The organism is Curtobacterium sp. AC273 (genome assembly GCF_979253735.1).
In genome coordinates this window covers 18,630-43,579 of the sequence record NZ_CEEDDU010000002.1, presented here as the reverse complement: position 1 = coordinate 43,579, position 24,950 = coordinate 18,630, and the positions used below count along the sequence as shown (strand labels likewise).

Below are 24,950 nucleotides of genomic sequence, written 5' to 3'. Positions count from 1 at the left end.
GGATGTCCAGGCAGGCGACGTCGGGCCGGGTGCTCCGTGCCAGGGCGAGCGCCTCGCCGCCGTCGGCGGCGACCCCGACCACCTCGATGTCCGGCTCCGCGCCGAGGAGCGCCGAGACGCCGGCCCGGACCAGCGGCTGGTCGTCCGCCACCAGCACCCGGATCACCGGGCCACCTCGGGACCGTCGGCCGGTCCGTCGGACGCGGGGCGCGCCTCCCGGTCGACCACCAGGGCCACCACCCAGCCATCGGTCGCGGTGGGTCCGACCTGGAGGCGCGCACCGACCAGGTCCGCCCGCTCACGCATGCCACGGATCCCGTTCCCACCCGCGGGGCTCGTCCCGACGGACGGCACGGTGGCCGCTCCGTTCTCGACGCGGATCGCGAGGCGATCCGCGTCGCGGTCGTCGAGGACGACGGTGCACGGCGCGGCCGGGTGCGTGCAGGGCGACGTTCGCGAGCGCCTCCTGGACGGTCCGGTACGCGGCGAGCTGGGTGAGCGGGCCGATGCCGTCGGCGAGCGGGTGCGCGCCGGGCCGGACGTCGAGGTCCACGGTCGTCCGGGTCCGCGCCCGCTCGACGAGGTCCACGATGCCGGCGACGGTCTCCACCGCGCGCTCGGCGGGGGCGTCGTCGCGGAGCAGGCCGACCAGGCGGCGGAGGTCCTCGAGGACGGCGGTACTCTGCTCCCGGACCTGGCGGACGCCCTCGTGGGCACGCTCCGGGTCGGCGTCGATCTGGCGGTCGATGACGGCGGACATCAGGGCGATCCCGGACAGGTGGTGGGCGGCGATGTCGTGGAGCTCACGGGCCATCGCGGCGCGTTCGCGGGAGACCGCCGCCTCGACCCGGGCGTCCTGCTCGCGGTCGCGGGCGTCTTGCTCGCGGTGTCGGGCGTCCTGCTCGCGGTCGACGGCGGACGCCTCGGCGGTGCGGGCCGGAGCGGACCTCGCGGCGGGAGCGGACGAGGAGTGCGACCACGAGCGGGAGGCCGACCGCGCCGACGGCCTGCAGCACGCCCTGCCCGGCGGACGCCGCGATGCCCTGGGCGGCACCGGCGCGGAACCCACCGGACGTCGTCGCCGTCGCGATCGCGGAACCGAGTGCCACGAGGACCGCGGCGGCGCCGAGCGGCACCCAGGAGCCGGGCGAGGGGGAGTCGCAGCGAGGCGAGCACCACCGCGACGACGACCGGCAGCGCGGAGAGGCCGAACAGGGTGGACGGTGCGGTGACGGCCACCAGGACCGGGATCGCGGCGACGACGACGAGCGTCGTGCGTGGGGCCGGCGCGCTGCCAGGAGGACCGCCGACCGGGCGAGGACGCCCAGGGCGAGGAGGTTCCAGGCGGTGCCGCCGAGGCCGGCCACGCGATGCCGGTGCCGGTGCTGTCCGGGTCCGCGGCGTCGAGCGGGGGCAGGGCCAGCATCAGGCCGATCGCGACGACGGCGGTGAGGGCGGCGATCCGGACGTCGGCGCGGCGGTCGCGGGCGGTCGTGCTCGCGGGCGTAGTCGTGCTCGCGTCGCGGGCGGTCGCGCCTCGCGCTCGCGTCGCGCGGGTCAGCGGGTGCCATCGTTCGATCCTAGGAGTCGGGCGGTCTCGGTGCGGCGCGGGTACCGAGGCGGCCCTGGGTCCGACGAGCAGGATGACGGCGGCCACGGTCGAGACGATCGCCGAGGCCCTGCATCATCGTGCCGGCGGTCATGCCCGGGTACATGTCGGCCCAGAGCGTCGAGATGGTGTTGTTCACGCCGACGTGCAGGAGCATCACGACCGGCAGGCTCTCCCCGGTGCGGTTGAACACCCACGTGATGACGACGTTGAACGTGATCGTGAAGAGCGCGAACACGAGCGGCTCGGTCCAGTGCGCGTCCGGCCAGCCGCCCCAGTCGGAGAAGTAGAGCGGCATGTACCAAAGCGCCCACAGCGGGCCGAGCACCGCCGCGGCGCCGAGCGGACCGAAGCGCTCGCAGCCGGGGCAGGGCGAAGTCGCGCCAGCCGGGCTCCTCGGATGTCCCGTCGTGAACAGCTGCACGACGAGCCCCGGGACGAGGGCGACCAGCGCCAGCAGCGACGGCGCTTGCACCTGGCCGCCGGAGAAGGGCAGCCCGGTGACGACGATGAGCGCGGGGACCCCGACGAGCGCCAGGGCGTACCAGTACCAGGAGACCCGCCAGCGCCAGAGCCGACCGACCCAGCGACGGAGGCCGGACGGCCGTCGGCGATCGCGGTGACGAGGAACGCGCCGCCGAGCGGTCCGAGGAGCGCGCCGGGCAGGACGCCGGTGAACTGCGCCGAGCCGAGGAACTCCGGGAAGTGCAGGTCCCAGACGCCGAGGCCGTGCGGGGACAGGATGTAGGGGATCCACGCCAGCCAGCTGAGGCCGAGGGCGAGGACGGCGAACGAGGTCAGCGGGTGCCGTGCGACGACTCCGCCGACACCCGTCCGCCGGGCGGGGTCGGTGCCGGCGCTGCGCCGGACTTCGGTGGTGGTGGTCATGGGTACGACGCTAGGAAGCGCGCGGCCGTGGGACGACCGGCGAACGGACGCACCCGCCGGGGTTCCTCCGAAGGATGCAAGCCCCGTGTCCGCGCCGCCGAATAGGCTCGATCCGTGTTCGAACTCCACCACCTCGCCGCACAGGAGCTCTGGGACTGGGTCCGCCGTGGCGAGGCCACCGCGCTCGAGGTGACCGAGCACTACCTGGGCCGCATCGAGCGCCTCGACCCCGAGCTCGGCGCCTTCGTGACCGTGACCGCCGACGCCGCACGCGACCGTGCCGAGCACCTCGGCGACCGGGTGCCGACGTCGCGACCGCTGTGGGGCCTCCCGTCCGCCGACAAGGACCTGTACGACCGCGCCGGCGTGCCCACGCGGAGCGGGACGACCGCCCTGCCCGACGTGCCCGCCGGATCCGACCACCCGCTCGTCGCCGCGCTGGACGCCGCCGGAGCCGTGAGCCTCGGCAAGACGGCCTCGCCCGAGTTCGGCATGTCCTCGTCGTCGGAGACCCGCTTCGGCGTGACCCGGAACCCGTACGACACGTCGCGCGCGCCCGGCGGGTCGTCGAGCGGCGCCGCGGTCGCGGTGGCCGCCGGGCTCCTGCCCGCCGCGGTCGGTTCGGACGGCGGCGGTTCGGTGCGGATCCCCGCGGCGGCGAACGGCTTGGTCGGGCTCAAGCCGAGTCGTGGCCGCGTGCCCTCGATGCCCGGCCGGTCCGGCGTCGGCGGGCTGTCGGTGGCCGGGCCGCTCACCCGGAACGTGGCCGACGCCGGCATGCTGCTCGACGCGCTCGTCGCGCCGACCGGGCTGCCGGAACCCCACCCGTACGCGCTCGTCACCCCCGACGTCGGCGACGGTCCCTTCACCGCCGCGGCCGTGCGCGGCGAGGGGCGCTTCGTCGTCGGACTCCTCGACGGGTCGCCGTGGGACGACACCGTCGACGTCGTGGTCGACCCCGCTGCCCGCGCCGCCGTCGAGACCGCGGTGCGGGTGCTCGGCGAGGTCGGGCACGGCGTCGAGGACGTCGCGATGCCCCGCGCGCCGTACGCCGACGCCTTCCGGGTGGCGTGGGAGAGCTCGGCCGCGCGGCTGCCGCTCGTGCCGGGCATCGACCTGTCCGCCCTCACGCCGCTGGTGTCGTGGCTCGTCGCGCGCGGACGGGTCCTCACCGGCACGCAGGTCCTCGACGCGATGACCGCGCTCGACACCTTCTCGGCGGCCCTCATCGGCGCGTTCGACCGCTTCGACGCCGTGCTCACGCCGACGCTCGCGATGACGCCCCGGCCGCTCGGGTGGTACGGCGACGACCCGGAGGAGGACTTCCGGCGGCAGTGCGCGTACTCGCCGTGGACGTCGATGGCGAACGTGTCGGGGCTGCCGGCGATCACGCTGCCCGTCGGCGTCACCGAGGACGGCCACCCCGACGGCGCCGGCCTGCCGATGGGCGTGCAGCTCATCGGGCGGCCGGGTGGTGAGCGCGTGCTGCTCGCGATCGGCGCGCAGCTCGAGCGGCGCCTGCGGTGGCAGCGCCGGCACCCGCCGATGTGGTGACGCACGGGTCCTCCGCCGCCTGTCCGTCTGCCGCCTGCCACGCACTCTTGCGTGTGCATGTTCCGACGTCGCACGCGTCGTTCGACTGGTGTGAAGTCGCATGATGCGCACGTATCCGATGCGCGTGCATGTAGCGACCGCCGATGTGGTGACGCCCGAGGTCCTGCTCGTCGGCGCCTGTCTGCCGCCTGCCACGCACTCTTGCGTGTGCATGTTCCGACGGCGCACGCGTCGTTCGACTGGTGTGAAGTCGCATCATGCGCACGTATCTGATGCGCGTGCATGTGGCGACGATGCACGCGTCGTTCGACTCGTGTCTTGTCGCATCCTGCGCGCGCGGGGTTGCGACGCCCGCGATGTCGTACGACGACGACGGCGACGGTGTCGTTCCGAGTCGACGACCCCCGCCCCGCCCCCGCGCCGCCTCGCCCCACTACGGCAGCGTCGGCGCCGCCTCCCACCCAGGGCCCGCGTCACCGGGTGCGTCGGCGCGTCGAGGAGCGACACCGGCCCGTGCTCGACGATCCGCCCCGCCGACATCACCGCCACGGTGTCGCACAGTCCTGCACCACGCCGATGTCGTGCGACACGAGCACGAGCGTCAGCCCGAGGTCGTCGGCGAGCGAGCGGAACAGGTCGATCACGCGCGCACGGACCACCACGTCGAGGGCGCTCATCGGCTCGTCCCCGAACAGGATCGGGGAGTGCACCACGGCTCGGGCGATCGCGATGCGCTGCCGCTGCCCGCCGGAGAACTCGTGCGGGTACCGGTCGACGGCGTCCGCGGGCAGGTCGACCCGCGACAGCACGTCACGGACGAGCGTGGCACGAGCCTCCGCTGAGCCGCCGACCCGCAGCGCCCGCAGGGTTCGGCGACGATCGAGCCGACACGCATCCGCGGGTCGAGGGACGCGTACGGGTCCTGGAACACCACGCCGGTCTCGCGACGGAACCAGCGCATCCCGGCCGCGGATCCGGACGCGACCACCGGACGACCGGAGGCCGTCACGGTGCCGGCGGAAAGGGCCTCCAGGCCGGCGAGCAGCCGCACCAGGGTGGACTTGCCGGATCCGGATTCGCCGACGATCCCGAGCCGCGCGCCGGGGGCGACCGTCAGGTCGACGCCGTCGACGGCGGTGCGCACCGGGCCGGGCTCGAAGGGACCACGGCGGGGGAGGCGGTAGGTGCGGTGCAGCCCGGTGGCGTCCAGGATCGCGGTCATGCGGCACCTCCGGGTCGACGCGACCCACCGGGCCGACGGGCGAGTGGCGCGGGCGGCCTCGACGAGCGCGATCGTCGCGGGGTGCCGGGGCGCGGCTCAGGAGCGTCGCCACCGACCCCTGCTCGACGATCCGGCCGGCGTCGAGCACGACCGCGGTGTCGGCGATGCGGGCGAGCACCGCGAGGTCATGCGTCACGAACACCATCCCGGCCGACAGCCCCTCGAACAGCTCGAGGATGCGGGCCTCGGTGGTCACGTCGAGCGCGGTCGTGGGTTCGTCGGCGACGAGGTACGACGGCTGCCCCGCCATCGCCATCGCGATGCAGATGCGCTGCCGCTGCCCGCCGGACAGCTGGTGCGGGTACTGCTCGCAGGAGCGATCCCGGGTCGGGCAGCCCGACCGACGTGGCCAGCTCGACGGCGGCAGCGGTGGCCGCGCGGCGGGCCGGCCCGCGGTGCAGGCGCAGCGGTTCGGCGATCTGCGCGCCGACGCGGCGCAGCGGGTCGAGGGCGGTGCCGGCTCCTGGAACACCATCGCGATGCCGGCGCCCCGGTGGCGCGCACGCTGGCGGTCCGGCATGCCGACGAGTTCGGTGCCGTCCAGCCGGATGCTGCCCGTCACGGCGGCGCCGGTCGGCTCCAGCCCCATCAGGGCGAGCGAGGTCATGGACTTCCCGGATCCGCTCGCGCCGATCACTCCCCCACGCGACTGCCTGGGCACGGTGAACGTCACGTCGTCGAGGATCGTCCGGCGGTCGATCCGGACCGTCCAGACCCCGCACCTGCAGTCCTGCTCCGTCGGCTCCGGCCGCCCCGGGTCCCGCTCCTCGGGTCCGGCTGCCTGCGGCTCGTCCGGCCCGTGGCCCGGCGCTCGTTACTCAGCGCCCGTCATGCGGTCACCCCCGTGCTGGTCGCGGCCGGGTCGGTGGCCGTCCGCCCGTCGCCCGCTGCGCGGTCGCCCGTCGTGAGCCGGGGATCGGTCGCGTCCCGGACGGCGTCGCCGAGGAGCGAGAGAGCCGCGACGACGAGGGCGATCGCGGCACCCGGCCAGGTGGCGCTCCACGGGTGCACGCCGATGTAGGTCTGCAGGTCGGCGAGCATGCTGCCCCCACGACGCGGTAGTCCGACCCGGCGCCGTAGCCGAGGTACGACAGGCCGGCCTCGGCGAGGACCGCGGTCGCCATCGCCGAGCGACAGCTGCACGGTGAAGAGCGGCGCCGCGTTCGGCACCAGGTGCCGGAAGAGCACGCCGGCACCGCCCACGCCCGACGCCCGCGCCGCGGTGACGTAGTCGCTCCGGGCGATGCGACGGATCTCGCCGCGGGCGACCCGGGCGATGGTGACGCCGAAGGACAGCCCCACGCTGACGATCACGACGCCGAGGGAGCCGCCGGCGATCGCGGTGAGGAGCATCGCGGTGAGGAGGGTCGGGAACGCGACGAGGATGTCGAGCAGGACCGCCGTGCCCTCGCGGACCCAGCGGGCGGTGAGCGAGCCGATCGCGGTGAGGACGATGCCGACCACGCTCGCGATCACGCCGGACCCGACCGCGACGAGGACGGTGGTGCGCGTGCCGGCGAGCAGGTAGCTGGCGATGTCGCGGCCGGAGGCGTCGGTGCCGAACCAGTGCGCGGCGCTCGGGGCCTCCCACTGGTGGAAGGGAGTCGGTGTGGAACGGGTTCTGCGGCGTCCAGACGAGCGACACGACGGCGAGCACGACGAGCAGGCCGAGCACCACGACGGCGAACACCCCGGTCGGTCGGGCGAGGAGACGGCGGATCACTCGGACACCTCCCGCTGCCGGGGGTCGAGCGCGCGGTGCACGACGTCGACCGCGAAGCCGACGAGCAGCACGAGTCCGGTGAGCACGAGCAGCTCGGACTGCACCTTGGTGATGTCGCGGCGCCCGACGTCGGTGACGAGCATCCGCCCGACGCCGGGGAGCGAGAACAGCTGCTCGACGACGACGGCGCCGACGAGGAGCCCGGCGATCTGCACGCCGAGGACGGCCAGCACGGTGAGGGCCACCGACGGCAGCCCGTGCTTGAGGAGCGCCTGCGTGCGGGTGAGGCCGATCGCGGCGGCCGTCCGGACGTGGTCGGCGTCGAGCACGCCCAGCGTCGCGGACCGGGTGAAGCGCAGGATCACCGCGCCCTCGACCGCGCCGATCGTCAGCGCCGGCAGCACGAGCGACGCGAACGCCCGCCCGGGCTCGTCCCACCCGTCGAGCGGGAACCCCTGGGTGGGCAGCCAGTGCAGCGTCACGGCGAAGAGCGCGATGAGGAGCATCCCCGCCCAGACGACGGGGACGGCGGCCACGGCCTGCGCCGCGAAGCCGATGACGGCACCGCCCGGCCGGGTGCGGAGGACGGCCGCCAGCACGCCGAGCGGCAGCCCGATGACGAGCGCGGCGACGAGTGACATCCCGGCGAGCGGCAGCGTGACGGCGAGTTTCTGCGCGATCTCCGGCGCGACCGGGCCGCCCGTCACCAGCGAGTCGCCGAGGTCACCGCGCAGGAGCCCGCCGATCCACCCGAGGTACTGCACGACCACGGGGCGGTCGAGGCCGAGCTGCTGGCGGATCTCGGCGACCTGCGCCGGGGTCGACTGGGTGCCCGCGACGACCTGGGCGACGTCGCCGGGGAGCACCCGGAGCGTGGCGAAGACGATGACGCTCGCCACGAGCAGGCCGACCGCGAGCAGCAGCACGCGGCCGATCAGGAAGCGGGTCACGGGACCGATGCTACGGGAGGGGCCGGGGCCGACAGCGCGCCGGCGGTCACTTGACCGCGAGTCCCGCCAGGTCGAGGCGGGAGTTGCCGCCGTCGACCGGGAACCCGGTGACGCCCTTCCACACCGCGGTGATCTCGGTCGCGGTGTACAGCCACTCGCCGGCCGCGTCCTCGCTGACGATGCGGGCGGCCTTCCGCAGGGCGAACACCTTCTCGCTCGTCGAGGTCGTGGCGATGGACTCGGCGTAGAGCCGCTGCACCTCGGGGTTGTCGTAGCCGAAGTAGTAGTCCGGGTTCGCCCAGTTGCCGAAGTCACGCGCCTCGACGTGGTCGACCATCGACAGTTGGAAGTCCTTGTTCTTGAACACCTGGTCGAGCCACGTCGTGAAGTCGACCCGCTTGATGCGCAGCGTGATCCCGACCTCGGCGAGCTGCGACTTCAGCACGTCGCCGATGCTCGCCGGGTAGACGTTCGCGTACGTCAGCGTCAGGTCGAGGTCCTTCTGGCCGGCGGCGGCGAGGAGCTGCTTCGCGCTGTCCGGGTCGTACGCGTCGATGTCGGTCAGGTCCTCGTAGCCGGGGTCGAGCTCGGGGATCGGGCCGCCCTGCTCGACGCCGGTGCCACCGATCGCCTTGATGAGCGCCTTCGGGTCGATCGCCCGCCGGATCGCCTGACGCACCCGCTCGTCGGTGAAGGGCGCCCGCTGGTCGTTGAACGCGAGCGTGTACTTGTCGGTCGTCTTGCCGGTGTGCAGCGCGATGTCCGGGTTGCCCTGCAACTGGCTCTTCAGGGTGCCGTCGACGGGGTTGAGGACGTCGAGGTCGCCGTTCGCCATCGCGTTGACCGCGGTGGACGGGTCGGTGATGTACCGGAAGACGATCTTCGCGACCTTCGGCTTCGGACCCCAGTAGTCCGGGTTCCGGGTGAAGGTGAGCGAGTCGCCCTGCTTCCACGACGAGACCTCGAACGGACCCGTGCCGTTGGCCGAGTCGGCGAGGTCGTTCTTCGCCGCGCGCTCGAGCACCAGCCCGGCTCGTCCGGTGAGGTTCCAGAGCAGGTCGGAGTCGGGCTTCGCCAGCTCGAGCCGCACGACGCCGGCCGAGGGCGACGAGATGGTCGAGACGGTGGCGAGCTTCGCCGAGTCGACGTACGTCGGGTTGCTCTTCGCCTGCTGCAGGGACCAGACGACGTCGGCGGCGGTGACGGGCTTGCCGTCCTGGAACGCGATGCCGTCGCGGGCGTGAACGTGTACGTCCGGCCGTCGGCGGACACCTCGTGCTTCGACGCCAGCACGTCGCGGACGTCGCCGTCCGGCGTCCGGCCGACGAGCCCCTGGTAGACGTTGTCGATCAGCACCTGGTCGACGGCGGCACCGGACTGGGTCCGCACGTCGAGGCTGGTCGGCTCGAGCACCAGGCCGACGCGGACGATGATCGCGTCGCTGCCGCCCCGGTCGTCGGAGGACCCGGAGCACCCGGTCAGCACGAGCGCCGCGGCGACGGCGACCGCGGTGGCGGACAGCGCGGGTGCGGCGGATCGTCGACCGGTGCGGTGCCCGACGACCGGCTCGGGCGGTGCTGCGGAGTCGTGCGGCGGCACGGAGGAGCTGACTCATGGGGGTGTGGGTTCCTTCCGGGCGCGAGGCGACTGACGGTGCTCGCGCTCGCACGAGGTTACCGGCGCTCGGGGGCTCCCGGCGACGGTTCTTCGATCGGGTGCAACAAACCGTGACGTCCGTCCATGCCCGGATCGCGGACGCCAGTTCGAGGGGGGCGCCTGGTTCTGCCACCGCGTGCCGCGCCTCGACGGTGACGATCTCCGCGTGCGGCAGCCGCTCGGCGAACTGCGCGTGCAGCTTGGGCGAGCGTAGCCGCGGTCCCCGCGGACCAGCAGGATCGGCACGTCCAGGGCCTCGAGGTCGGGCCAGGCGTCGGCGAAGCGCCCCACCGACGACGTCCGGCCGGACGGCAGGTGCGGGAAGTGGTGCCGGCGCACGAGCCGTCCGTCCGAGCCGAGGCGCGTGGTGTGCCGGGCCTCGCGGAGGAGCACGTCGCGGTCGTCGCCGACGCGGGCCTCGACGGCGCGGTCGACGACCTGCTCGAGGGACGCGAACGGCTCCTCGGCCTCGAGCGCCCGGGCGATGCGGTCCACGGCGCGCTGCGCGAAGTCGGGCGACATGTCGACGAGCACGAGGCCCGTGACGCGCTCGGGAGCGGTCGCGGCGAGCCGTGCCGCCAGGATCGCGCCGAGGGTGCCCGACCGCGACCCCGGGCGGTACCGCGAGCGCGTCGAGGGCGTGGAGGACGCTCGGCGCCGTCGCGGCGGCCGCGTAGTCGGCGTCACTCCCGCCAGCCGGACCGGCCGTGCCCCGGCAGGTCGACGGCGACCGCCGGCGCTCCGACGGCGATCGCCGTCTGGTCGAAACTGTGCGCGTCGATCCCGAGCCCGTGCAGGTAGGTGATCCGTGCCTCCAGACCGTCCGCCGTGTCCCACCGGATCGCGGCGATCTCCTGTCCGTCGGTGGTGCGGACCACCTGCCTTGAGGCGCGGAGCGGCTCCGTCCCGCCGCTCGCGCGGGCGAGGTCGGCCAGGTCTGCGGAGATTCGTCGTCGGCATCGGGCACGGGGTCGGTGGGCACGGGGTCGATCTTTCGCACCGACTCCGGTCTGGATGGCTTAGGTAAGGCATGCCATCTTGGTGATCGTGGCAGCCCGGTACCGTGTCTTCTCCGTCCGCGTGGCCGCCGTCACGTCGCTCACTCCGTCCTTCGTGCGGGTGACCCTGACGGGCGACGCCCTCGCCGACTTCTCGTCGGTCGGGCTCGACCAGCGCATCAAGCTCGTGCTGCCGATCCCCTGGCCACGGCTTCACCGACCTGCCCGACGGCGAGGACTGGTACGCCGCCTGGCGCGCTACCTCGACGCCGTCCGGAACCCGCTCCGGACCTACACGGTGCAGTCCTTCCGCCCGGATGCCCGCGAAACTCGACATCGACTTCGTGGCGCACGGTGACACCGGCCCCGCCTCCCGCTGGGTCTCGTCGTGCCGCGTCGGCGAGGAGGCTCCGCATCGTCGGACCGGCCGTGCCCTCGTCGCCCGCCGAACTGCCGACGGGTGCGGCCGAGTTCGATCCCGGTGCCGCGAACCGCATCCTGCTCGCCGGCGACGAGACCGCTGCCCCGCCATCTGCGCCATCCTCGAGGCGCTCGACGTCGCCACCGTCGGCCACGTCTTCATCGAGGTGCCGACCGACGCCGACCGGCTGCCGGTGACCGCGCCCGCCGGGGTCGAGGTCCGGTGGATCGCCCGGAACGGTGCCTCGCACGGCGTCCGGATGACCGACCAGGTGCACGCGTGGGCGTCGACGGTCGCCACCGGTCCCGAGTGTGGTGGCGCTCCGAGCTGGTGGACGTCGACGTCGACGAGCAGGTGCTCTGGGACGTCCCCCGCCGCCGAGCCGTCGCGCCCGGTGTACGCCTGGATCGCCGGCGAGGCCGGCTGCGTCAAGGAGCTGCGTCGTCACCTCGTGCGCGGCGTCGGACTCGACCGCAAGCAGGTCGCGTTCATGGGGTACTGGCGGCACGGCAAGGCCGAGAACTGAGCGGGACGGCCGCGGCGCCGACCACCGCACTCGGCGCGCGGGACGACGCTGGCCTACGACGACCGGGTCGTGGTGGACGGCCTCGACGTCGACATCCCCGACGGGGAACTCACCGTCATCGTCGGCCCGAACGCGTGCGGGAAGTCGACCCTGCTGAAGTCCTTCGCCCGGACATCAAGCCCACCGCGGCACGGTCTACCTCGACGGGGTGCCGATCTCGTCCCTACGACCCAAGGCCGTGGCGCGGCGGATCGGCATGCTGCCGCAGACGCCCATCGCCCCCGACGGCATCACCGTGCGCGACCTCGTCTCCCGCGGGCGGTTCCCGCACCAGGACCTGCTGCACCCGACCTCCGGGTCCGACCGGGTCGCCGTGCAGGCGGCGCTCGAGCAGACGGCGACCGTCGAGCTGGCCGACCGGAGCGTCGACGAGCTGTCCGGCGGGCAGCGGCAGCGCGTGTGGATCGCGATGGTGCTGGCGCAGGAGACCGACATCGTCCTGCTCGACGAGCCCGACCACGTTCCTCGACATCGCGCACCAGTACGACGTGCTCGAGCTCGCGTCGGCGCTGCACGGCCGGCCGCACGGTCGTCGCGGTGCTGCACGACCTCAACCAGGCCGCGCGGTACACCACGCCACGTGATCGCCATGCGCGACGGGGCGATCGTGGCAGCAGGGGCCGCCGGCGTCGGTGGTCACGGCGGACCTCGTCGAGGACGTCTTCGGGCTGCCGTGCGTGGTCGTCCCCGACCCCGAGACGGACGCCCCTCGTGGTGCCCCGGCGCCGCGCGGCCTGACGCGCCCTGCGTGCGGCCTCGCCGAGCCGAGCCGAGCCGAGCCGAGCCGAGCCGAGCCTTCGCCGAGATCGCACTTCGGCGCCCGGCGCTCTCGCGGAAGCGGCGCCGGAGGATGCGATCTCGGCGGCGTGGTCTGCCCGGGGCCCGGCGCACGGCGCGCAGGCAGGGGAGCGCCGAGGTCAGCGGTAGTTGCCGTCCTCGAGGCCGGCCTCGATCTCGAACCGGTTGCGGAGCGGGTCCCGACCGGCCAGGGCGTACACGAGCGGCATGAGCATGCCGTAGCGGCGCCACTGATCGACGTGGACACGCTCGTGGCGGAGCACCCGGTCGCCGTCGTTGTCCCGCGTCAGGTACACCGAGCCCACGCAGCGGCGCCGCGGCGGAAGACCCACCGCGGCAGCCCGTGCAGACGATCAACCCGTCGACGACCCGGACCGGCCCGGTGGACGGCGGACGCCGACGGCCAGCCCGACCGCGGTCACGAACGCCCACCCGGCGCGGGACACGGGGAGTCGAGCAGGACGTTCCGCACCGCTACTCCGGGCGGCCGTACGTCCCGGGCAGCAGGCGCAGCCAGATCTCGTTCATCGTGGGGTACGCGGGGACGGCGGCCAGAGCCGGTCGAGCGGGACCTCGCCGACGACGGCGATGGTGGCCGCGTGCGCAGCATCTCGGCGACGTCCTGCCCGACGAAGGTGACCCCGACGACGACCCGGCGGTCCTCGTCGACGACCATCCCCGCGCGCCCGGAGTAGCCGTCGCGTCTGCAGCGAGGCGCCCGCGACGTTGCCGAGCTCGTACTCGACCGCACGCACGTTCAGCCCCTGCTCGCGGGCCTTCGACTCGGTCAGGCCGATGCTGGCCGACCTCCGGGTCGGTGAAGGTGACCCGGTGCGGCGCGTGGTCGGCGGTGGCGACGTGGGCGCCCCACGGCTCGGTGTGCGCGGCGTGCCCTGGATGCGGGCGGCGATGGCTTCACCGGCGGCACGCGCCTGGTACTTGCCCTGGTGGGTGAGGAGCACGCGGTGGTTGACGTCGCCGACGGCGTAGAGCAAGGGTCCGGGTGCCGTGCACGAGCATGGTGTCGTCCACCTTGAGCCAGTCGCCGGGGGTCAGGCCCACGGAGTCGAGCCCGAGGTCCTTCGTGGGCGGCTCGACCTGTGGCGGCGAGCACCTCGCTCGTGACGACCGGGGTGCCGTCGTCGAGGGTCGTGGTGACCAGGCCGTGCTCGTCGCGGTCGACGCGGGTCGGGTTCACGCCGGTGCGGACGTCGATGCCGAGCTCACGCATGGCGTCGGCGACGAGTTCGCCGGCGAAGGGCTCCATCCCGCCCAGCAGACCGTGGCGGGCGACGAGGGTGACCTTCGCGCCGAGGGACGCCCACGCGGTGGCGAGCTCGGAGCCGGAGACGCCGCCGCCGATCACGAGGAGGCTCTCCGGGACCTGCTGCGCGCTGGTGGCCTCGCGGCCTGCCCCACGGCTTCGCGTCGGCCAGCTCCGGGGACGTCGGGCAGGACGTGCAGTGACCCGGTGACGACGGCGACGCGGCGGCCGTGTACGTCGACCCGTCGACCTCGAGGGTCTTCTCGCCGGTGATGCGGGCGGGCCGCGGATGAGGTCGATGCCCGCGGAGTCGAGCCACGACACCTGCGAGTCGTCCTTCCAGTCCGACGTGAACGAGTTCCGGCGGGCGAGGACGTGTGCGGCGTCGAGGTCGCCGGTAACGGCCTGCTTCGCGCCGTCGAGCCGCTTCGCCGCGGAGAGGGCGTGGCCGCTGCGGAGGAGGGCCTTCGACGGCATGCACGCCCAGTAGGAACACTCACCGCCGACGAGCTCGGCCTCCACGATGGCGACGCTGAGGCCGCGCTTCTTGGCGTAGTCCGCCACGTTCTCGCCGACTGCGCCGGCGCCGATCACGATGAGGTCGTAGTCCGTCATGCTGCTGAGCGTACGCGGCGCGGCAGCACGCCCGCCGAACGCGACGCGGGGCCGCCGGTGGTCATCCTCAGGCTGCGCGCGACGCGCTCGTAGGCGCCGACCGCCCGCAGGATGACACCGAGGTCGTCGACGGCCCGGTCCGGGTCGACCGGGCGAACCCGGTCAGCGCGGCCCCGGCCAGACGTCGCCCGCGGGTGGCGGCCTGGATGGTTCCCACGAGTCCCGCGCCGTCGAGTCCGAACGGCACCGGTTCGAGCAGCCCGTCGACCTCGGACGGGTCGAGGACGTCGAGGTCGACGTGCACGAACACGGCGCCGGCGCCGGTGGCGTCCACGGCTGCGGCGACCGCGTCGGGCGTGGCGACGTCGACGTCGAGGTGCACGATGCCCGCGCGGTCGAGGGCGTTCCGCCTCCGATTCCTCCACGCCGCGGACCCCGGCGAGCACGATCGACGAGGCGGGCAGGGTCGGGAGGGCGGGAAGAGGTCGTCGGGGCGGTCGACGAGGATCCGCAGCACGGCGGTCTCGGCGGCGACGGGTTGCGCCCGGTTCAGCGCACGGAACCCGCTCGACCCGGCGATGCGCAGGAACGCGGTGTCCGGACCGAGCCCGGCGGTGGCGCCGAGGACACTCGCGCCGTCACCGCCGACGACGAGCACGGGCTCGCTCGCGACGGCGGTCTCCTCGGCGACGCGGTCCGCGACGGCGAGCACCGAGGTGTAGCGGGCGATGGCGGTCTCGAGCCGGTCGCCAGCTCCGGCCGGCACGTCGACGACGGTGGTCGACGCGCGGGGGAGGGTCGGCCGCGATGGCCGATGCCCCGTCTCCGAGGCGCATCGCGCGCGACGACGCCGAACCCTGCCACTGACCGACCACGAGGAACTGCATCGTGTCAGTCTGTCAGCTGGGGTCCGGCGTCGTCAGGGGGAGTGTCAGAGGCTCGACGAGCCGCCGGACTTCAGCGCGCCGCGAGCCGTGCCTCGACCTCGGCGTCCTTGCCGACGTCCTCGAGGCTCTCGAACTGCGCGTCGAGGCTCGACGACTGGAGCTCCTGCTGGCCGAGGACCTTCGCCTCTTCGCGGCGGACCTTCTCCTCGAAGCGGCCGAGGTCGCTCGTCGGGTCGAGCACGTCGATGTTGCCGAGCGCGTCGTTGACCTTCGACTGCGCCTCGGCCGTCTCCCCCCCCCCCCCCCCCCCCCCCCCCCCCCCCCCCCCCCCCCCCCCCCCTTTTTTTTTTTTTTTTTTTTTTTTTTTTTCGAGCGGGCGACGAGGTTGTCCCGCTTCGCACGGAGTTCCTCGAGCTTCTGCTCCATGCCGGCGAGGCCGGTCTTGAGCTTCTCGACGGCCTCGTTCTGCGAGGCGAGGTTCGGCTCGGCGTCCTTGACCTCCTGCTCGGCGGCGATCTGCTTGCCGATGGCGATCTTGGCGAGGTTGTCGAACTTGTCCGCCTCGGCGCCCTTGCCCTCGGCGCGGTACTTGTCGGCGGCGGTCGAGGCGTTCGCGGCCTTCTGCCCCCACTCGACGGCGGCGCGCTTGTCCTCTTCGTGGTCCTGCTCGAGCAGGCGGACGTTGCCGATGGTCTGCGCGATCGCGGTCTTCGCGTCGGCGATGTTGTTCGTGTAGTCACGCACGAGCTGGTCGAGCATCTTCTGCGGGTCTTCGGCGTCGTCGATGAGCTGGTTGATGTTCGCCCGGACGAGGGTCGAGATGCGACCGAAGATCGTCTGCTTTGCCATTGCTGTTCCCTTTCCTGGGGATCGGTGTGGTGCTGGTGTCGTTGCTGCTGGAGGTCGTGGTGTCAGAACCGGCCGCCGCCGGAGAAGCCGCCGCCGCCGCCCCCGCCGCCGCCTCCGCCGAAGCCGCCTCTCCGCCGCCGAAGCCCCCCCCGCCGCCGCCGAAGCCGCCGCCCCCGAAGGAGCCGCCGCCGTAGCTGCCGCCGCGTCCGCCGAGCAGTCCGCCGAGGACGATGCCGGTGACGAGGCCGCCGAGCTGCGCGCCGTTGCGGTTGCCGCCTCCGCCGAAGCCGCCACCTCCGCCGCCCCAACCGCCCATGTCGTCGTTCGCGGCGTCCATGGCGGCGGCGGCGTACTGCTCGGCGGCGCGTGCCGCCTGCAGCGCCTGGCCGGGGTCGGTCGTGGCGAGGTGGACCGCGTCGTCGAGGGCCCGTTCGGCCTCGGACAGTCGGGTGCGGGCGGTCGGTCCGACAGCGCCGCGGTGCAGCGAGATGAACTCGCGCGCTTGGCTGATCCGGTTGCGTGCGTCGCGGAGGGCGTCGTCGAGGGCCCGTGCCGCGCGACGCTGCTGTTCCTCGGCGCCGCGGGCCGCGGCGATCGCCCTGGTCGATCTCGGTGTTGGCCTTGGTCAGCGCGTCGACCGCAGCGATCGGGTCCTTCGGGTCGAGCCCCTGACGCAGGACGGTCTCGGCGCGGATGACCGCTGCGGAGAGCTCGGGTCCGCCCGCGGTGAGCGACCGTGCCGCGGCGACGTCGCCCGCGATGTCCGCCTGCATCGCCTCGGCGCGTGCGGTGGCCTCGGCGAAGCTCCGTTCGGCGGCGTCGGCGCTCGACGTGAGCTGCTGGACCTGGGCCAGGGCGTGCTGGGCGTCGCGCACGGCGACCACGGCCTCGCCCTTGTCGCCGGCGGCGATCGCCGCGGTGGCCGCCTGGGACCGCTCGGTGGCGTAGGCGAGCACCTGCTGGGCCTGGTCGACGCTGTCTGCCACGGTGGCGAGCGTCCGGCCGGTGTACGCCCGGCGGACCCGGTCGAGGGACGCGGCGGCGCTGCTGACGGAGGCGGGTGCCGCGGCGACGGCCTGCGCGAGGGCGACCGCGGCCTCGTCGACGCCGTCCTCGAGCGACCGGAGCTGGTCGAACGACTCGGTCTGCTCCTCGATTGCGGCGTGCGCCTGCTCGCAGATCGCGATGATCTGGTTCGCCCAGTCGGCACGCTGCTGCGGGGTGTCCGGGATCTCGTCGTCGAGCTGCTGCTGGTACGTGAAGGCCTTGCGGACGGCCTGCTGCGCGGCGGCGACGGCGTCGGCGAAGGGCTTCGCGGCGTCGGCCCCGAACTGCGCGGTGGCGAAGCCGACCTCTTGTTCGGCGGTCCGGAGTTCGTCGTCGATGGTGACGAGCGCTCCGCCGGCGGCCCGCTCGAGTTCGGCGAGGGACGCTTCCTGCGCCTTCGTCGCGGCCGCGGTCCGGCGCTTGTTGCGTCCGCGGATGACGAGCACGACGACGATGCCGGCGACGACGATGACGAGGAGCAGGATCCACAGCCAGGTCAGGTTCGGCGGTGCCTGCGTGTCCGCCAGCCCGTTCGCGAACGCGAGGGCCCCGCCCGACCAGTCGCTCTGCTTGAGCGCGGGCAGCAGGTCGTCGTTGACCGCACTCTGCACGTCGGACTCGGAGATGCTCGTCACGTTGGTCTGCTGGACGTCGTAGTTGCGGTCGTCGACCGCGACGGACAGCAGGATGCTGTCGGTGTCGATCTGGTTCTTCGACATCGTGGCAGACCCCCACGCGGTGTGCTCCGCCGGGTCCGAGAAGGTCGGCACGAACACGACGAACAGCTGCGTCTGGGTGTCGGCGTAGAGGTCCTGGATCGCGGACTCGATGCGGGACTGCTGCGAGGAGCTCAGCACGTCCGCCTCGTCGAGGACGTACGCGCCCCCGAGGTCGACAGGAGCGGTCGCCCGGGCCGTCGCCGCCGGAGCCAGCACGATGAGCATCGCCAGGAGCGCCGCAGCCACGCGGCCGATCAGTCGCGGTGTCCCCCTGTTCGTGCTCGTCCTGCCCGTGGCCGATCCACCCTGGACCGCTCGCATCCGTCCTCCGTCCGTCGCCGGTCTGCGGGCCCGAGAACCCCCGGAACCGCGCCCCGGAGCGCTGTTGCCCGGAGTCTATCCACGCCACGCAGCCGTCGGACAGACTGTGGGCGAACCCTCGTGGAACGCTGATCCTGTGGGGGTGTTGTCCCCCGGATCGGGGTATGCTCGGGCACGCGTTCGACGACGAACGAGACAGGGGAACAGCAATGGAGCGAACAACCAGCACCGAGGTCGTCCCACTCGAGGACGGCTACCACCGCGTGTCGACGCCCGCGAGCGGCGTCATCGGCTTCGTGCGCGAGCACAACGGCCGGTACGAGGTCCTCCGTGGTCGAGTCCGTCAGGCCACCCGGTCCGAGGGGCTCTACAGCACCATGAACGTCGCGCTCATCGCGCTCACGCACGCGTAGACCGCACCGCACGCACGGTCGACCGTAGGCTCACCACGTGAGTCTCCCGCGCCTCCCGCACGTCGTCCTGGCGCTCGTCCCCACGGGCGCGAGCAGGGCCGACGACCGGGAGGCGCTGCTCACTGCCGTCGCGTCGGCCCACGGCGTCGACCGCTCGCGCCTGCGCGCGGGGCGCGTCTGCGGGCACTGCGGCGGGACCGACCACGGCCGCCCCTGGGTGGAGGTCGACGGCTCCGCCGTCGGCGTCGGCCTCGCGCGGACCACCGGCGTCGTCGCCCTCGTCGTCAGCCCCGAGCCGGTCGGCGTCGACGTGGAACGGGTCTCGCGGGTCGCTGCCGCGCCGCTCGACGTCTTCACCCCGGGAGAGCGGGACCGCGCGGGCGGCGACGTCCGGGCCCTCGCTGCCTGCTGGGCGGCGAAGGAGGCCGTCCTGAAGCGCGACGGCCGTGGGCTCCGGGTCGACCCGGCGGCCGTCGACGTGGACGTCCGCCGGGGCACCGCGGTGTTCGAGGGGGTCGAACACCCGGTGACGCTGCGCTTCCCCGACGCGGACCTCGTCGTCGCGGTCGCCGCCGGGGGCCTGCCCGTCGAGGCGGCGCCCGACGGACTCAGCGCGGGAGCGTGAGCACCTCGGCTCCGGTCTCGGTGATCGCGATCGTGTGCTCGGTGTGCGCCGTCCGCGCCCCGGTGGCGCTGCGGAGCGTCCACCCGTCCGGGTCGGTGACGAGCACGTCGGTGTCCGCCATCACCCACGGTTCCAGGGCGAGCAGCAGGCCGGGCCGCAGCGCGTAGCCGCGGCCGGGCCGCCCGGTGTTCGACACGTGGGGGTCCTGGTGCATGGTCGATCCGATGCCGTGTCCGCCGAACTCGACGTTGACGGGGGTACCCGGCACCCTGCAGGACGGTGCCGATGGCGTGCGAGAGGTCGCCGATCCGGGCCCCGGCCGGGCGGCGGCGATGCCCGCGGCGAGGGCGCGCTCCGTCGCGGCGATGAGTGCCGTGTCCGCGGGGTCGGGCGTGCCGACGACGAAGCTGATCGCCGCGTCGGCCGCGATGCCGTCGAGGGACACGGCGAGGTCGAGGGTGAGGAGGTCCCCGTCGGCGAGCACCCGGTCGTGGGGGAGGCCGTGCAGGACGGCGTCGTTCACGGCCGTGCAGACGTGGTGGCCGAACGGGCCGCGTCCGAACGACGGCGCGTAGTCGACGTAGCAGGAGTCGGCGCCCGCGTCCTCGATCATCGTCTTCGCCCAACGGTCGATCTCGAGCAGGTTCGTGCCGACCCGCGTGCGGTCGCGCAGGGTCTGCAGGATCGTGCCGACGAGGGCACCGGTCGCCCGGGCGCGGTCGACCTCGGTCGGGGTGAGGATCTCGATCATCGGGATGACCATACCGGTATTGTCTGCCCGGTACTGTTCGCCCGGTATTAGTGTCGGGGTCATGGTCCGACTTCCGCTCAGCCCCGACGAGCTCGCCCGTGGCCGTCGTCTCGGCGCCCTGCTCCGCCGTGCCCGCGGCCCGCGCTCGATGCTCGACACGGCGCTCGCGGCCGGCATCTCGCCCGAGACCCTCCGGAAGATCGAGACCGGCCGGATCGCGACGCCGGCGTTCTCGACGATCGCTGCGGTCGCCGGGGTCGTCGGGTTGTCCCTCGACGCCGTGTGGGCCGAGGTCAGCGAACCGGACCTGGCCGAGACCGCCGGCTAGCGCTCGAGCGCCGGGACCCCGGGCTCCTCGATCCACGGCGCCGTCAGCGCCCGCACCGCATCGACGGTCGTCCCCGCGGCCCCGGCGAACGCCTCGAGCACGTCCTCCGGTCGGACCGACCCGTACCGGTGCTGCTCGGTGATCCTCCGGAGCCCGTCGAAGAACGCGTCGTCCCCGAAGGCCCGGCGGACGGCGTGCAGGGCCAGGGCCCCGCGCTTGTAGACCCGGTCGTCGAACATGTCCGCGGCGCCCGGATCGCCGACGACGAGGTCCTGGGGCTGCTCGAGCACGCCCTGCCGGTACCGCTCGGCGAGGACGTCCGCCGTGTCCCCACCGCGGTGCTCCGACCAGAGCCACTCCGCGTAGCAGGCGAAGCCCTCGTGCAGCCAGATGTCCCGCCAGCGCGCGACGGTGACGGAGTTGCCGAACCACTGGTGGGCGAGCTCGTGCGCGATGAGCCGGTCGGTGCCGTGCTCCCCGTCGACGTGGTTCCGCCCGAAGACGGCGAGGCCGTGCGCCTCGAGCGGGATCTCGAGCTCGTCGTCGGTCACCACGACGCCGTACGCCGGGAACGGGTAGGGGCCGAAGCGGTCGGCGTAGAGCGCGAGCATGTCCGGCACCCGGCCGAAGTCGGTCTTCGCGGCGCCGGCGAGGTCGGCGGGGTGGTGCAGCGTGACGGGGACGTCCGAGCCGCGGAGCTTCGTCGTCCGGTAGCGGCCGATCTGCACCGTCGCCAGGTAGGTGGCCATCGGCTGGGTCGTGGCGTAGGTCCACGTCGTGCCGCCGCGGGCGCGTTCCTTGCCGAGCAGGTCGCCGTTCGCGACGACGTCGTACGCGGCCTCGGCGGTGACCTCGAAGCGGTAGGTGGCCTTGTCGTCCGGGCGGTCGTTGCAGGGGAACCACGAGGGTGCTCCGGTAGGCTGCGCCGCGACGATGACGCCGTCGGTCAGTTCCTCCCACCCGATCTGGCCCCAGGGGCTGCGGAGCGGGTGCGGGGTGCCGCGGTACTTCACGTGCAGGGTGAACTCGGTCCCCGCGGCGATCGGCGCGGCCGGCGTCACGGTGAGCTTGTGCGTCGCCGTCGAGCTCTTCTTCGTGCGCTTGCCGTCGACGTCGACCCGCTCCACGGTCAGCCCGTGCAGGTCGAGCACGACGCGGTCGAGGTCGGCGACGGCGCGGGCGGTGACGGTGGCGGTGGCGTCGAGCCGGTTCGTCGCGACCCGGTACTCGAGCCGCAGGTCGTAGTGCAGGGCGTCCCACCGCCGGTCGCCGCTGTGCGGGGTGTACGGGTCGGGGGCAGCGGTCGTCGGCAAGGTGTTCGGCGGGGTCACGGTGCCGGTCAGTTCTGCCACGGCGGGTGCCCCGGATGTCCACGGAGCGATCGGGTTCCCCGCCCAGTGGGTCCCGCCCGGCACCTGTTCGCCGCGCATCACCAGCGACGCCGGGCCGACCGTCGCCCCGGTGCCGATGCCCGCAGCGGGCAGGACGACGCTGTGCGGGCCGAGCGTCGCGCCGGCGTCGAGCGTGACCGTGTCGAGCTGCATGACCCGGTCGTGGAACAGGTGGGTCTGCACCACGGTGCCCCGTGCGACCGAGGCGCCGGCGCCGATCGTGACCAGGTCGGCCTCGGGCAGCCAGTACGTCTCGAGCCAGGTGCCGCGCCCGATCGTCGCGCCGAGGCTCCGGAGCCAGGCGGCGAGCGCCGGCGTCCCGGTGGCCTGCTCGGCGAACCACGGCCGTGCGACGGTCTCGACGAAGGTGTCCTGCACCTCGTTGCGCCAGACGAACGACGACCAGAGCGGGTGCTCCCGCGCGGCGATCCGGCCGACGAACACCCACTTCGCGACGGTGGAGACGAGGGCGGCCACGGCGCCGGCGGCGATGAGCACCGGCCCGGCGAGGAGGACGGTCCAGCCGATGCCGACCGCGGTCCAGAGCGCGAGCAGGCTGCCGACGACGCCGAGGGCGATGGCCGCCGACACCATCGGCGCGACGAGGCGGAGCAGTTCCCAGCACCCGCGCGCGACCTTGAGCGACCGCGGCGGCCGGAAGGTGCGCTCCTCGTCGAACTGCGCGGTCGCGCGCCGGAGCCGGACCGGGGGTGACCCGAGCCACGACGAGCCGCGCTTGGCCTTCTTCGGCACGGCGGACAGCACGGCGACCAGGGCCTCGCGCGGTACCGACCGGCCGGCGCCGGACATGCCGCTGTTGCCGAGGAACGCCCGCCGTCCGATCTTCGACCGACCGATCCGGATGCGCCCGCCGCCGAGCTCGTAGGTGGCCACCATCGTGTCGTCGGCGAGGAACGCTCCCGAGGCGATCTGCGTCAGCGAGGGGATGAGCAGCACCGTTGAGATCTCGGTGTTCCGCCCGACCCTCGCGCCGAGCAGTCGGAGCCACACGGGGGTGACGAGTGAGGCGTACAGCGGGAACAGCAGCGTGCGCGCCGCGTCGAGTACCCGTTCGGTCGACCACGCCTGCCACCCGATCCGGGACCGCACCGGGTGGCGGCCCTCGACCAGGCCGATGCCGAGCAGCCGCACCGACACCACCACGAGCAGCGCGTACACGGCACCCGCGACGACCGTCGCGAGCGGCACCCAGAGCAGCGCGCGCAGCAGCGCCTCGCCGAGCGAGCCCGCCGGTCCGACGAGCAACCACGCGACCGCCACCCCGGCGGCGACGCCGATCACCGGCAGGCCGGCCACGGCCACGGACCCGGCCCCGTACGCCAGCAGCCACCGACGTCGTGGGGCGGGGCGCGCCTCCCGGTCGTGTCGGGCCGACCCGATGCGTTCCGCCGGCGAACCCGCCCAGCGCTCGCCGTCGGGGACCCGGCCGGTCACGGCCGACCCGGCCTCCACCTCGGCACCCGCGCCGACGTGTGCGCCGGGCAGCAGCGTCGTCCGGCTGTGCACGACGGCGTCCGCGTCGACCTGCACGTGGCCGAGCCGGAAGACGTCGCCGTCCACCCAGTGCCCGGCGAGGTCGACCTCGGGTTCGATCGAGGCACGCTTGCCGATCGTGAGCATCCCGGTCACCGGCGGCAGCGTGTGCAGGTCGACGTCCGCGCCGATCCGCGCGCCGAGTGCCCGTGCGTAGTAGCTGATCCACGGGGCGCCCGCCGTCGACGGGCCGTCCACCGCCTCGGCGATCCGCTCCGCCAGCCACACCCGCAGGTGCACGGACCCGCCGCGGGGATGGTCGCCCGGTCGGACGCCCGCCAGCAGGAGCCGCGCCAGCACGACGGTGAGCGCCATCTTCCCCACGGGCGTGACGAACAGCAGCAGCGCGAGGACCAGGACGGGCCACGGCAGCACGGGCAGCACCGGCAGGGTCGTCGCGTGCAGGACGGCGGCGACGAGGGCGGTCCAGCTGAGGACCCGCAGCCCGCGGAGCACCTGGACCGGCAGCCCGAGCAGCGTCATCACGAACCCGGTCGCCGGCGGCACGGGACGCACGTCGCGGGGAACCGAGACCGTCGGCCCGGAGTCGTCGAGCGCGTCCGCCAGGGCCCCGATCCGCGGGTGGTCGTAGACGTCCGCCACCGTCGTGGTCGGGAACCGCTCCCGGATCGCGGACACGAGCTGCGCCGCCGTGAGCGAGCCGCCGCCGTGTGCGAAGAAGTCGTCGTCGGTGCTCGTCACCGGGACGCCGAGGATCGCCGCCCACCGCTCCGCGATCCACGCCACCGTGTCCGGCAGCACGGCTCCGGCCGATCCGGACGCCGATCCGGGCAGGGCCACGGCAGTGCTGCACGGTCGACCTTGCCCGACGTCCGTGTCGGCAGGGAGTCCACGACCGCCAACAGCGGCACGAGCGCGGCCGGCAGTTCCTCGCGCAGCCGGGCGTTCGCGGCCGCCACGTCGACGGAGGCGCCCGCCACGGGGGCGACGTAGCCGACGAGCACCTGGTTGCCGGCCGGGGTCCGCTGCACCACCGCGGCACCGCCCGCCACGTCGTCGAGCGCCTGGCAGTGCCGCGTCGATCTCCCCGAGCTCGATCCGCCGTCCGCCGAGCTTCACCTGGTCGTCCGCACGCCCCTGGAACACCAGCCCCTCGGGGTCGTACCGCACCAGGTCACCGCTCCGGTACGCCCGCGCCCACCCGAGTTCCGGGAACGGCGCGTACTTCTCGGCGTCCTTCGCCGGGTCGAGGTACCGGCCGAGCCCCACCCCGCCGATCACGAGCTCCCCGACACCACCCGGTTCGACCCGCCGCCCCGCGGCGTCCACGACCGCCAGGTCCCACCCGTCGAGCGGCAGGCCGATCCGGATCGGCGTGCTCCCGTCGAGCAGCGCACCGCACGCCACGACCGTCGCCTCGGTCGGGCCGTACGTGTTCCAGACCTCGCGCCCCCGGCTCGCGATCCGTGCGGCGAGCTCCGGCGGACACGCCTCACCGCCGAAGATCACGAGCCGCACCTGCTCGAGCGCGTCGTCCGGCCACAGCGCCGCGAGCGTCGGCACGGTCGACACGACCGTGATGGTGTGCGCGATGAGCCAGGGGCCGAGGTCCACCCCGGTCCGCACCAGTGACCGCGGCGCCGGCACGAGGCACGCGCCGTGTCCCCACGCCAGCCACATCTCCTCGCACGACGCGTCGAACGCGACGCCTCAACCCCCGCCAGCACCCGGTCGCCGGGACCGATCGGCGCGGCCTGCAG

18 protein-coding genes and 6 pseudogenes are annotated in these 24,950 nt (G+C 73.9%); 7 read left to right on the top strand and 17 right to left on the bottom strand.

The window, feature by feature from the left end; genetic code table 11:
* Nucleotides 1-52: 52 nt before the first annotated feature.
* The 3 genes and pseudogenes from ACZ8AI_RS03010 to ACZ8AI_RS03000 all read right to left on the bottom strand — a co-directional run.
* Nucleotides 53-151 (bottom strand): annotated as a pseudogene (locus tag ACZ8AI_RS03010) (DNA-binding response regulator); the annotation flags it as partial.
* Nucleotides 152-298: 147 nt separating this feature from the next.
* On the bottom strand, nt 299-1,657 hold the full coding sequence (locus ACZ8AI_RS03005; protein WP_464856474.1) for a sensor histidine kinase: 1,359 nt from the start codon (nt 1,655-1,657) through the stop codon (nt 299-301).
* Nucleotides 1,581-2,366, bottom strand: coding sequence for a CPBP family glutamic-type intramembrane protease (locus ACZ8AI_RS03000; protein ID WP_464856472.1), 786 nt, complete (start codon nt 2,364-2,366; stop codon nt 1,581-1,583). Before ACZ8AI_RS03000 ends, ACZ8AI_RS03005 begins: the two co-directional genes overlap by 77 nt.
* 245 nt (nt 2,367-2,611) lie before the next feature.
* Between ACZ8AI_RS03000 and ACZ8AI_RS02995 the strand changes: the two genes are divergently transcribed.
* Nucleotides 2,612-4,051, top strand: coding sequence for an amidase (locus ACZ8AI_RS02995; protein WP_464856470.1), 1,440 nt, complete (start codon nt 2,612-2,614; stop codon nt 4,049-4,051).
* Nucleotides 4,052-4,590: 539 nt separating this feature from the next.
* On the opposite strand, the gene ACZ8AI_RS02990 is transcribed toward ACZ8AI_RS02995, so the two are convergent.
* The 8 genes and pseudogenes from ACZ8AI_RS02990 to ACZ8AI_RS02955 all read right to left on the bottom strand — a co-directional run bounded on the left by ACZ8AI_RS02990 (nt 4,591) and on the right by ACZ8AI_RS02955 (nt 10,540).
* Nucleotides 4,591-4,860 (bottom strand): ATP-binding cassette domain-containing protein, encoded by a 270-nt coding sequence (locus tag ACZ8AI_RS02990; RefSeq protein WP_464856846.1) that lies wholly within the window; start codon nt 4,858-4,860, stop codon nt 4,591-4,593.
* A gap of 143 nt (nt 4,861-5,003) precedes the next feature.
* Nucleotides 5,004-5,273: pseudogene (locus tag ACZ8AI_RS02985) on the bottom strand (ATP-binding cassette domain-containing protein); the annotation flags it as partial.
* 325 nt (nt 5,274-5,598) lie between these two features.
* Nucleotides 5,599-5,970 (bottom strand): annotated as a pseudogene (locus ACZ8AI_RS02980) (ATP-binding cassette domain-containing protein); the annotation flags it as partial.
* A 191-nt stretch (nt 5,971-6,161) separates the two neighbouring features.
* Nucleotides 6,162-6,809: an ABC transporter permease subunit gene (locus ACZ8AI_RS02975; RefSeq protein ID WP_464856468.1), complete on the bottom strand. Its 648-nt coding sequence runs from the start codon at nt 6,807-6,809 to the stop codon at nt 6,162-6,164.
* 243 nt (nt 6,810-7,052) lie between these two features.
* The gene (locus ACZ8AI_RS02970; protein WP_071291816.1) at nt 7,053-8,006 is read right to left on the bottom strand and encodes an ABC transporter permease; all 954 of its coding nucleotides are present in this window, start codon (nt 8,004-8,006) and stop codon (nt 7,053-7,055) included.
* Nucleotides 8,007-8,052: 46 nt separating this feature from the next.
* The gene (locus tag ACZ8AI_RS02965; protein ID WP_464856466.1) at nt 8,053-9,621 is read right to left on the bottom strand and encodes an ABC transporter substrate-binding protein; all 1,569 of its coding nucleotides are present in this window, start codon (nt 9,619-9,621) and stop codon (nt 8,053-8,055) included.
* Nucleotides 9,618-10,349 carry an alpha/beta fold hydrolase gene (locus ACZ8AI_RS02960; protein WP_464856464.1) on the bottom strand — a complete coding sequence of 244 codons (732 nt, stop codon included), beginning with the start codon at nt 10,347-10,349 and terminating at the stop codon, nt 9,618-9,620. Before ACZ8AI_RS02960 ends, ACZ8AI_RS02965 begins: the two co-directional genes overlap by 4 nt.
* Nucleotides 10,346-10,540: a hypothetical protein gene (locus ACZ8AI_RS02955; RefSeq protein WP_464856462.1), complete on the bottom strand. Its 195-nt coding sequence runs from the start codon at nt 10,538-10,540 to the stop codon at nt 10,346-10,348. The genes ACZ8AI_RS02960 and ACZ8AI_RS02955 overlap by 4 nt, the downstream gene beginning before the upstream one ends.
* A 169-nt stretch (nt 10,541-10,709) precedes the next feature.
* Between ACZ8AI_RS02955 and ACZ8AI_RS02950 the strand changes: the two genes are divergently transcribed.
* The 3 genes and pseudogenes from ACZ8AI_RS02950 (at nt 10,710) to ACZ8AI_RS02940 (ending at nt 12,676) form a co-directional block, all read left to right on the top strand.
* Complete coding sequence (locus ACZ8AI_RS02950) at nt 10,710-11,018, top strand: siderophore-interacting protein (protein WP_464856460.1); 309 nt, start codon at nt 10,710-10,712, stop codon at nt 11,016-11,018.
* Complete coding sequence (locus ACZ8AI_RS02945) at nt 10,978-11,607, top strand: siderophore-interacting protein (protein ID WP_464856458.1); 630 nt, start codon at nt 10,978-10,980, stop codon at nt 11,605-11,607. Before ACZ8AI_RS02950 ends, ACZ8AI_RS02945 begins: the two co-directional genes overlap by 41 nt.
* Nucleotides 11,608-11,676: 69 nt before the next feature.
* Nucleotides 11,677-12,676 (top strand): annotated as a pseudogene (locus ACZ8AI_RS02940) (ABC transporter ATP-binding protein).
* A gap of 263 nt (nt 12,677-12,939) precedes the next feature.
* Here the strand turns inward: ACZ8AI_RS02940 and ACZ8AI_RS02935 are convergent.
* From ACZ8AI_RS02935 to ACZ8AI_RS02920, 4 genes and pseudogenes are all read right to left on the bottom strand, one after another.
* Nucleotides 12,940-14,344, bottom strand: a pseudogene (locus tag ACZ8AI_RS02935) (dihydrolipoyl dehydrogenase family protein).
* Nucleotides 14,345-14,411: 67 nt separating this feature from the next.
* Nucleotides 14,412-15,110, bottom strand: a complete 699-nt coding sequence (locus tag ACZ8AI_RS02930) for an arginase family protein (RefSeq protein ID WP_464856456.1) — start codon at nt 15,108-15,110, stop codon at nt 14,412-14,414.
* A gap of 165 nt (nt 15,111-15,275) precedes the next feature.
* A pseudogene (locus tag ACZ8AI_RS02925) lies at nt 15,276-16,080 on the bottom strand (PspA/IM30 family protein).
* Nucleotides 16,081-16,142: 62 nt separating this feature from the next.
* Nucleotides 16,143-18,092 (bottom strand): TPM domain-containing protein, encoded by a 1,950-nt coding sequence (locus tag ACZ8AI_RS02920; RefSeq protein WP_464856454.1) that lies wholly within the window; start codon nt 18,090-18,092, stop codon nt 16,143-16,145.
* Nucleotides 18,093-18,376: 284 nt separating this feature from the next.
* On the opposite strand from ACZ8AI_RS02920, the gene ACZ8AI_RS02915 reads away from it, so the two are divergent.
* Both ACZ8AI_RS02915 and ACZ8AI_RS02910 read left to right on the top strand, forming a co-directional pair.
* Entirely contained in the window at nt 18,377-18,580 is a 204-nt protein-coding gene (locus tag ACZ8AI_RS02915) for a hypothetical protein (protein WP_071291810.1), read from the top strand.
* A gap of 37 nt (nt 18,581-18,617) precedes the next feature.
* Nucleotides 18,618-19,205 (top strand): 4'-phosphopantetheinyl transferase family protein, encoded by a 588-nt coding sequence (locus ACZ8AI_RS02910; RefSeq protein WP_464856452.1) that lies wholly within the window; start codon nt 18,618-18,620, stop codon nt 19,203-19,205.
* Here ACZ8AI_RS02910 and map read toward each other — a convergent pair.
* The gene (map, locus tag ACZ8AI_RS02905; protein ID WP_464856450.1) at nt 19,189-19,956 is read right to left on the bottom strand and encodes a type I methionyl aminopeptidase; all 768 of its coding nucleotides are present in this window, start codon (nt 19,954-19,956) and stop codon (nt 19,189-19,191) included. The genes ACZ8AI_RS02910 and map overlap by 17 nt on opposite strands.
* A 61-nt stretch (nt 19,957-20,017) precedes the next feature.
* Here map and ACZ8AI_RS02900 point away from each other — a divergent pair, with 61 nt between their 5' ends.
* Entirely contained in the window at nt 20,018-20,284 is a 267-nt protein-coding gene (locus ACZ8AI_RS02900; RefSeq protein ID WP_071291807.1) for a helix-turn-helix domain-containing protein, read from the top strand.
* On the opposite strand, the gene ACZ8AI_RS02895 is transcribed toward ACZ8AI_RS02900, so the two are convergent.
* The gene (locus tag ACZ8AI_RS02895) at nt 20,281-24,870 is read right to left on the bottom strand and encodes a Pls/PosA family non-ribosomal peptide synthetase (protein ID WP_464856448.1); all 4,590 of its coding nucleotides are present in this window, start codon (nt 24,868-24,870) and stop codon (nt 20,281-20,283) included. The genes ACZ8AI_RS02900 and ACZ8AI_RS02895 overlap by 4 nt on opposite strands.
* Between the last annotated feature and the right edge of the window lie 80 nt (nt 24,871-24,950).